This is a genomic window from Aeromonas sp. (genome assembly GCF_050633025.1).
Taxonomy (GTDB): domain Bacteria; phylum Pseudomonadota; class Gammaproteobacteria; order Enterobacterales; family Aeromonadaceae; genus Aeromonas.
Window position 1 is genome coordinate 1 of record NZ_JBODRQ010000144.1, and the last position, 7,889, is coordinate 7,889.

General features: G+C 61.0%; 7 protein-coding genes. 2 read left to right on the forward strand and 5 right to left on the reverse strand.

Translation table 11 applies throughout. The features are described 5' to 3' along the window. Positions 1-63 precede the first annotated feature (63 nt). Positions 64-663, forward strand: coding sequence for an NADH:ubiquinone reductase (Na(+)-transporting) subunit E (gene nqrE / locus ACRAUW_RS15370; protein ID WP_033137505.1), 600 nt, complete (start codon positions 64-66; stop codon positions 661-663). 65 nt (positions 664-728) lie between these two features. On the opposite strand, the gene lnt is transcribed toward nqrE, so the two are convergent. The 5 genes from lnt to miaB form a co-directional block, all read right to left on the reverse strand. Then, the gene (gene lnt / locus ACRAUW_RS15375; RefSeq protein ID WP_431362973.1) at positions 729-2,273 is read right to left on the reverse strand and encodes an apolipoprotein N-acyltransferase; all 1,545 of its coding nucleotides are present in this window, start codon (positions 2,271-2,273) and stop codon (positions 729-731) included. A 148-nt stretch (positions 2,274-2,421) separates the two neighbouring features. After that, on the reverse strand, positions 2,422-3,306 hold the full coding sequence (gene corC / locus ACRAUW_RS15380; RefSeq protein WP_005354092.1) for a CNNM family magnesium/cobalt transport protein CorC: 885 nt from the start codon (positions 3,304-3,306) through the stop codon (positions 2,422-2,424). 95 nt (positions 3,307-3,401) lie between these two features. After that, a complete protein-coding gene (gene ybeY / locus ACRAUW_RS15385; RefSeq protein ID WP_431362974.1) occupies positions 3,402-3,866 on the reverse strand; it encodes an rRNA maturation RNase YbeY in 465 nt (154 codons plus the stop codon). Beyond that, positions 3,863-4,906, reverse strand: a complete 1,044-nt coding sequence (locus ACRAUW_RS15390; protein ID WP_431362975.1) for a PhoH family protein — start codon at positions 4,904-4,906, stop codon at positions 3,863-3,865. Before ACRAUW_RS15390 ends, ybeY begins: the two co-directional genes overlap by 4 nt. A 54-nt stretch (positions 4,907-4,960) precedes the next feature. Continuing rightward, entirely contained in the window at positions 4,961-6,394 is a 1,434-nt protein-coding gene (miaB, locus tag ACRAUW_RS15395) for a tRNA (N6-isopentenyl adenosine(37)-C2)-methylthiotransferase MiaB (protein WP_431362976.1), read from the reverse strand. 265 nt (positions 6,395-6,659) lie between these two features. On the opposite strand from miaB, the gene ACRAUW_RS15400 reads away from it, so the two are divergent. Next, entirely contained in the window at positions 6,660-7,823 is a 1,164-nt protein-coding gene (locus ACRAUW_RS15400) for an FAD-dependent oxidoreductase (RefSeq protein WP_431362977.1), read from the forward strand. Positions 7,824-7,889 lie beyond the last annotated feature (66 nt).

A 7,889-nucleotide genomic window follows, 5' to 3' on the forward strand; every position in this document is an offset into this window, starting at 1 on the left:
TGCTGCTGGCCATCGGCCAGAGGCAGACTTTCTCTTTGCGCAAACACTTGGTGAGCACACCCTATGGACTACTACCTCAACCTGTTTATTCACTCAATCTTTGTCGAGAACCTCGCCCTGGCCTTCTTTCTGGGGATGTGTACCTTTCTGGCCGTCTCGAAGAACATCAACACTGCCTTTGGCCTTGGCATGACGATTCTGGTGGTGATGGTGATCGCCATTCCCCTCAACAACTTGATTTACCGCCATATCTTGCGGGCAGGCAGCACCTTTTTCGGCGAATTCGATCTGGGCTTTCTCGATTACATCATCTATATCGGGGTGCTGGCGGCGCTGGTGCAGGTGATGGAGATGGTGCTCGACAAGTACTTCCCAAGCCTCTATCAGGCGCTCGGTATCTATCTGCCGTTGTTGACGGTGCACTGCGCCATCTTCGGCGGGGTGATGTTTATGGCGCAGCGGGATTACGATTTTGTCGAGTCACTGGTCTACAGCGCAGGCTCGGGGCTTGGCTGGCTGCTCGCCATTGTCGCCATGGCCGGACTGCGCCAGAAGCTGAAGTACGCCGATGTCCCCGAGGGGCTGCGGGGCATCGGTATCACCTTTATCGTGGCAGGGCTGATGTCCCTCGGTTTTATGTCCTTCTCCGGCATATCACTTTGATTGGAGATGAAAAAAACGAGGCGCCTGCGGGCGCCTCGTTGTTTATCAGGGATGGCGGATGGCCATTACAGCTCGCGGGCCCAGGGGTGAGCCTTGGGGCGCAGCGCCAGCGCCAGACCCAGCAGTAGTACGGTCAGACCGTAGAGGGGCCAGCTGCCAAAGCGCATGTAGGGAGTCTCGCCGTGGGCGGGACGCACCTCGCTGCGCAGCACGCCCGCTTCGAACTGCGGGATCTGGCCGATGATGCTGCCATCGATCTCGGTAACGATAGTGATGCCGGTGTTGGTCGCCCGCAGCAGTGGACGAGCCAGCTCCAGCGCACGCATCCGGGCGATCTCCATATGCTGCCAGGGGCCGATGCTGGTGCCGAACCAGGCATCGTTGGAGACGGTCAGCAGGAAGTCGGTATCGGCATTGACGTTGCGGCGCACCTCCTCCGGGAAGATGATCTCGTAGCAGATGGCGGCGGCAAACTTGAGCCCCTTGGCGATCAGGTTTGGCTGCACTTCGTCACCCCGGCTGAAAGAGGACATCGGCAGGTTGAAGAAGGGGGCGATGGGGCGCAGCAGATCTTCAAACGGCACGAACTCGCCGATGGGCAGCAGGTGGTACTTGTTGTAGCGGTTGGAGTGGTTGTAGAAGTAGGACTCCTTGCCATCTGCATCCTGCACCCCCATGCCGAGCACGGTATTGTAGAAGCGCTGTTGCTGCTCGTCGTAGTGAATAATCCCAGCCAGCAGGCCGGTATCGTTCACCTTCATCGCCTTGTCCAGATTCTCCAGATAGGGGCCCATTGCCTTTTCGATTGCGGGGATCGCCGACTCTGGCCAGACGATGATGTCGGCATCCTGATTCTCGCGGCTCAAATCCTGATAGGTGCGCACCGTGGGGGCCAGCGCCTCCGGATCCCACTTGAGGGACTGGGCAATATTGCCCTGCACCAGTGCCACCTTGACCGGCTCGCCACGGGTGACCCAGTTGAGCTGCATCAGGCCGTGAGCACCGGCAACCAGCAGGGCAGGCACCGCCAGCCAGAGCGGGGAGCGTGACTTCCACACCAACCAGATGGCGGAAGCGGAAAACAACAGCGCCAGCGTGATGCCCTGCACCCCGAGAATGGGGGCGAAGCCCTTGAGGGGGCCGTCGATCTGGCTGTAGCCAAACCAGAGCCAGGGGAAGCCGGTCATCACCCAGCCGCGCAGCCAGTCAGCCACCAACCAGAGGGCCGGGAAGGCGAGCAGCCAGCGGCTCCAGTGACGGCCGCCAAAGAAGCGGGCAAAGACCCAGCAGGCGAGCGTCGGGTAGAGGGCCAGATAGGCGGAGAGCCCGGCCAGCAGTACGAAGGCAATCGGCAGCGGGATGCCGCCAAATTCAGTCATGCTGACGTGGATCCACCATAGCCCCGGCAAAAAGAGTCCCATGGCGTAGCCAAAACCGCGCCAGGCAGCCTGTTTCGGCGTGGCTTTGTCCAGCAGGGCGTAGAGGCCAAGCAGGGAGGGGATCACCAGCGGCCAGTAGCCGAAGGGGGAGAAGGCCAGCACGGCGATGGCACCAGAGGCCAATGCACTGAGGCTTAACAGAATTTTTGAAGTAACAGGGGATAATCTCACGGGCGATGGTGCTCGTCTTGGTGTGCAACTGGGATCGAATGGCCGGTATCTTAACCTGTAAGCGGGGCAACGGCGAGCCTCGATGCCGGTGGCAGAGAGCACAACGCCCCGAGGTCGGGGCGTTGTTTCACACATCGAGCGGATCTGCCTATTGCGGCTCGGATTGCGCCGCCGCGTGGTGCTCGGGGATCTTCACCTGCAGTTGCTGCAGGCGGCGCCGGTCGGCATGCATCACCTTGAACAGGTAGCCATCCAGCTCGATCTCCTCGCCCTTCTTGGGCAGGTGGCTGAAGGCGTGCATCACCAGACCGCCTACAGTATCCACCTCTTCATCGCTGAATTTGGTGCCGAAGAAGTCGTTGAAATCCTCGATCTCGGTTAGGGCGCTGATGGAGAAGACCCGCTTGCTGAGGCGGCGGATCTCGTCCGGCTCATCCTCGATGTCGTCAAACTCGTCGTCAATCTCGCCAACGATCAGTTCCAGTATGTCTTCGATGGTCACCAGACCGGAGACGCCACCAAATTCGTCGACCACAATGGCCATGTGGTAGCGCTCTTCACGGAACTCCTTGAGCAGACGGTCAACCCGTTTGCTTTCCGGCACGATCACCGTGGGGCGCAAGATTTTCTCGAGCTGCAGCGGCTCGCTGGCGTGATGGCCGCCAAACCCGAAGGGGAGCAGATCCTTGGCGAGCAGAATGCCCTCCACATGATCCTTGTCCTCGTTGATCACCGGGAAGCGGGAGTGGCCGGACTCGATGATCACCGGCAGGATTGCATCCACCGGTTGGGACTTCTCGATGGTCACCATCTGGGAGCGGGGGATCATGATATCGCGCACGCGAAGATCGGCGATCTCCAGCACCCCCTCGATCATGTCCTTGGTGTCCTGATCGATGAGGTCGCGCTCTTCGGCATCGGCTATTACGTCTACCAAATCATTGCGGTCTTTTGGCTCGCCCTGGAAGAGTTGGCTGAGTTTGTCGAGCCAGGTTTTCTTCGGCGAGCCGGTACTAGGGTGATCGTCGGTCATTTTTTCTCTTGGTTACTCGCTTAAACACACTTGAAATTGTTCGGGTTATATAAGGATGGCCATCTGCTGTTTCAAGACGATGACCATCCGGTTCTTTACTCTTCGTCGTTCAGATAAGGATCGGTAAAACCGAGCTCCTGCATGATGTCGCGCTCAAGCGCTTCCATCTCTTCGGCTTCCTCATCCTCGATATGGTCATAACCTAGCAGATGCAGACTGCCGTGCACAACCATGTGGGCCCAGTGGGCCATGAGGGGCTTGCCCTGCTCCTCGGCCTCGCACTCTACCACCTGACGGCAGATCACCAGATCGCCGAGCAGCGGCAGCTCCAGACCGGGCGGCGCCTCGAACGGGAAGGAGAGCACGTTGGTGGGCTTGTCCTTGCCGCGATAGGTGAGGTTGAGCTCGTTGCTCTCCGCCTCGTCGACGATGCGCACCGTCACTTCTGCCTCCTGCTGGAAGCCGAGAATGGTGCCGTCGAGCCAGCCTTGCAGCTGGGCTTCGGTGGGCAGGCCGTCAGTGCTGGCACTGGCCAGCTGCAGATCCAGGGTTACGCTCATTGCTCGCTCTCTTTACCGGAATGGGGTGCTGCTTTTTCCGCCGCCTGTTTGGCATCGAATGCCTCGTAGGCCTGCACGATGCGGGCCACCACCGGGTGGCGCACCACGTCTTTGGACTCGAAGAAGTTGAACGACAGACCATCGACCCCTTGCAGCACTTCCAGCGCGTGGCGCAGGCCGGACTTGGCGTTGCGCGGCAGGTCTACCTGGGTGATGTCGCCGGTGACCACTGCCTTGGAGTTGAAGCCGATGCGGGTCAGGAACATCTTCATCTGCTCGGTGGTGGTGTTCTGGGCCTCATCGAGAATGATAAAGGCGTCATTGAGGGTTCTTCCGCGCATATAGGCGAGCGGCGCCACTTCGATGATGTTGCGCTCCATCAGCTTCTCGACCCGCTCAAAGCCCAGCATCTCGAACAGGGCGTCGTAGAGCGGGCGCAGGTAAGGATCCACCTTCTGGGAGAGATCGCCGGGCAGGAAGCCGAGCTTCTCCCCCGCTTCCACCGCCGGACGGGTCAGCAGAATGCGGCGAATTTCCTGACGCTCCAGCGCATCCACCGCCGCTGCGACCGCCAGATAGGTCTTGCCGGTACCGGCCGGGCCGATGCCGAAGCAGATATCGTGGCGCACGATATTGGCGATGTACTGGGCCTGATTTGGGCTGCGTGGCTTGATGAGACCGCGCTTGGTCTTGACCGTCACCTCCTTGCCATAGGGGATGCTCGGCGCCGGTTCGTCATCCTGCTCCAGCACCCGCGACTCCTGAATGGCCAGATGGACCATGTCGGGAGTGATATCGGTCACCTTGCCACCCTTGAGGGGCTGGGTTTCCACATAGAGGTGCTTGAGGATGACGGCGGCGGCATCCAGCTGGGCCGGTTTGCCCACCAGCTGGAAGTGGCTGTCACGGTAGCTGATCTCGACGCCGAGGCGGCGCTCCAGCTGCTTGATGTTGTCATCGAAGGGGCCGCACAGGCTGGCAAGGCGCTGGTTGTCGGCGGGCTCCAGATGCAGATTCAGGGTCGAGATGTGTCGGCTCAAAATATCCTCGTCTCAAGGCGCTCCCCATCCGCCGGGCGAATGGGGAGGAGGGGATTAATGGGGTGTGAAAGCGGCCACGCCCAGCTCGTCCGGCACATTGTCGGGACGACGGGCCAGAATGTCGCTCGGGGCGGTGGCGATCCGCAGGTTCATCTCGCTCTCGCCGCGGATGAACTTGCCGCGCAGGGAGTTGGGGCGCACCTCGGTGATCTCCACGTCGGCAAAGCCGCCGATCAGGGTGTGCTGGCCTTCGAAGTTGACCACCCGGTTGTTCTCGGTGCGGCCACACAGCTGCATCGGGTCGAGCTTGGAGGGCCCTTCCACCAGGATGCGCTGGGTGGTGCCCAGCATGGCGCGGCCAATCTGCATCGCCTGGTTGTTGATGACGTGCTGCAGGCGGGCCAGACGGGCTTTCTTCACTTCCATGTCGACATCGTCGGGCATGTCGGCGGCCGGGGTGCCCGGGCGCGGACTGAAGATGAAGCTGAAGCTCATGTCAAATCCTACATCCTCGATCAGCTTCATGGTCGCTTCAAAGTCTTCGTCCGTCTCGTTCGGGAAGCCAACGATGAAGTCGGAGCTGATGGTGATGTCGGGACGGGCGGCGCGCAGGCGACGGAGCTTGGATTTGTACTCCAGAATGGTGTGCGGGCGCTTCATCATGGTCAGGATGCGATCAGAGCCGCTCTGCACCGGCAGGTGCAGGAAGCTGACCACTTCCGGGGTGTCCTTGTAGACCTCGATGATGTCGTCAGTGAACTCGATCGGGTGGCTGGTGGTGTAGCGAATGCGATCGATACCGTCGATGGCGGCCACCAGACGCAGCAGCTCGGCGAAGGTGCAGATGCCGCCATCAAAGGTCGGACCGCGCCAGGCGTTGACGTTCTGACCGAGCAGGTTAACTTCGCGCACGCCCTGCTGGGCGAGCTGGGCGATTTCGTAGAGCACGTCGTCCAGCGGTCGGCTCACCTCTTCACCGCGGGTGTAGGGCACCACGCAGTAAGTACAGTATTTGGAGCAGCCTTCCATGATGGAGACGAACGCGGTGGCCCCTTCGGCGCGCGGTTCTGGCAGGCTGTCGAATTTTTCGATCTCGGGGAAGGCGATATCAACCTGGGCACCACGGCCCTCTTGCACTTCCTTGATCATGGCGGGCAGGCGATGCAGGGTCTGCGGGCCGAACACGATATCCACATAGGGAGCTCGGCTTCGAATCGCATCGCCCTCCTGAGAGGCAACGCAGCCACCCACGCCGATCACCAGACCGGGCTTGTTGGCCTTGAGCTTTTTCCAGCGTCCCAGCTGGTGGAACACCTTCTCCTGCGCCTTTTCGCGGATGGAGCAGGTATTCAGCAGCAAGACATCTGCCTCTTCGGGCTCTTCGGTAAGGGTGTAGCCATTGCTGGCATCCAACAGGTCGGCCATTTTGGACGAGTCATACTCGTTCATCTGGCAGCCCCAGGTTTTAATGTGAAGTTTCTTGCTCATTGCTACTCTTGACTGGTTTTGAATTTGGCATGGTCAAAGGACCGCGCATTTTACTCCGCAATCTGGATACTGCCTAGCTAATATCCAGCTGGCAATGGTGCTCACTCGATACCTGTTGCCAGCAGGCTCAATAAGCTTTCTCCTTGATTTGACGCAGCAATTCCCTGTTTGTCTGAATGTTTATCAGCCGCCCTTGCGCTATCATGCAGCCATCCGGCTCACGTCCGGGCGCTGTCGCCGGACGCACCCTTTCAGGAATAAATGTATGGAACAGTGTGATATCGCCATCGTCGGCGCCGGCATGGTGGGCGCCGCCACCGCCTGTCTGCTGGCGGCTCAGGGCCTCTCGGTGCGGGTCATCGAGACCCAACTGCCGGAGCATTACGCGCCAGAACAGCCGCTGGATCTGCGGGTCTCCGCCATCAGTCAGGCCTCGGTGGCGCTGCTGGAGCAGGCCGGTGCCTGGCACCATCTGCAGCAGATGCGGCTCTGCCCCTACCGCCGACTGGAGACCTGGGAGCTGGACGGTTTTGCCACTCGCTTCAACGCTGCCGATCTCGGCCTGCCCCAGCTTGGCTACATCATCGAAAACCGGTTGGTGCAGCTCGCCCTGCTCAAGCGGATGGAGGACTTCCCCAATATCCAGACCCACACCCCGGCGGCGGTGACCAGCCTGCGTCAGAGTGCGGATGAAGCTGTGCTGACTCTGGATGATGGCACCGAGCTGGCGGCCCGCTGGGTGCTGGCCTGCGACGGCGCCGAATCCCACACCCGCAAGCTGGCGGGTATCGGCGTATCGCGCTTCGAGTACCGCCAGCACTGCATGCTGATCAATATCGACACCGATTTCCCGCAGGAAGATATCACCTGGCAGCAGTTTACCCCGAGCGGCCCGCGCGCCTTCCTGCCGCTGCCCGGCCAGCACGGCTCCCTGGTGTGGTATGACAGCCCGGCCCGGATCCGGGCGCTGGCTGCCATGAGCAACGAGGCGCTCGCCACCGAAGTGCGCCGCCACTTCCCGAGTCGGCTCGGCGGGTTCACCGTCATCGGCAAGGGGAGCTTCCCGCTGGTGCGTCGCCACGCCAACGACTATCACGCCGGTCGGGTGGTGCTGCTTGGCGATGCAGCTCACACCATCAACCCGCTGGCGGGGCAGGGGGTCAACCTCGGCTTCAAGGATGTGGCCTGCTGGACTGATCTGCTGCAAGGGGCTGGCGCCGACTGGCATCAGCTGGCGCTGGCCGAGCGTTACGAGCGGCGCCGTCGTCCCGACAACCTGTTGATGCAGTCGGGGATGGATCTCTTCTACGGGGTGTTCAGCAACGAGATTGGCCCCCTCAAACTGGCCCGCAATCTGGCTCTCAATCTGGCGGACAAGGCGGGCCCTCTGAAGGAGATGGCGTTGCGCTATGCGCTGGGGCTGGTTTGACAGGTAGGAACCAGATAGCACGGGCGCATTGCCGCCTCCGCAGCCCATGTGCTGGAGCAGGATGCT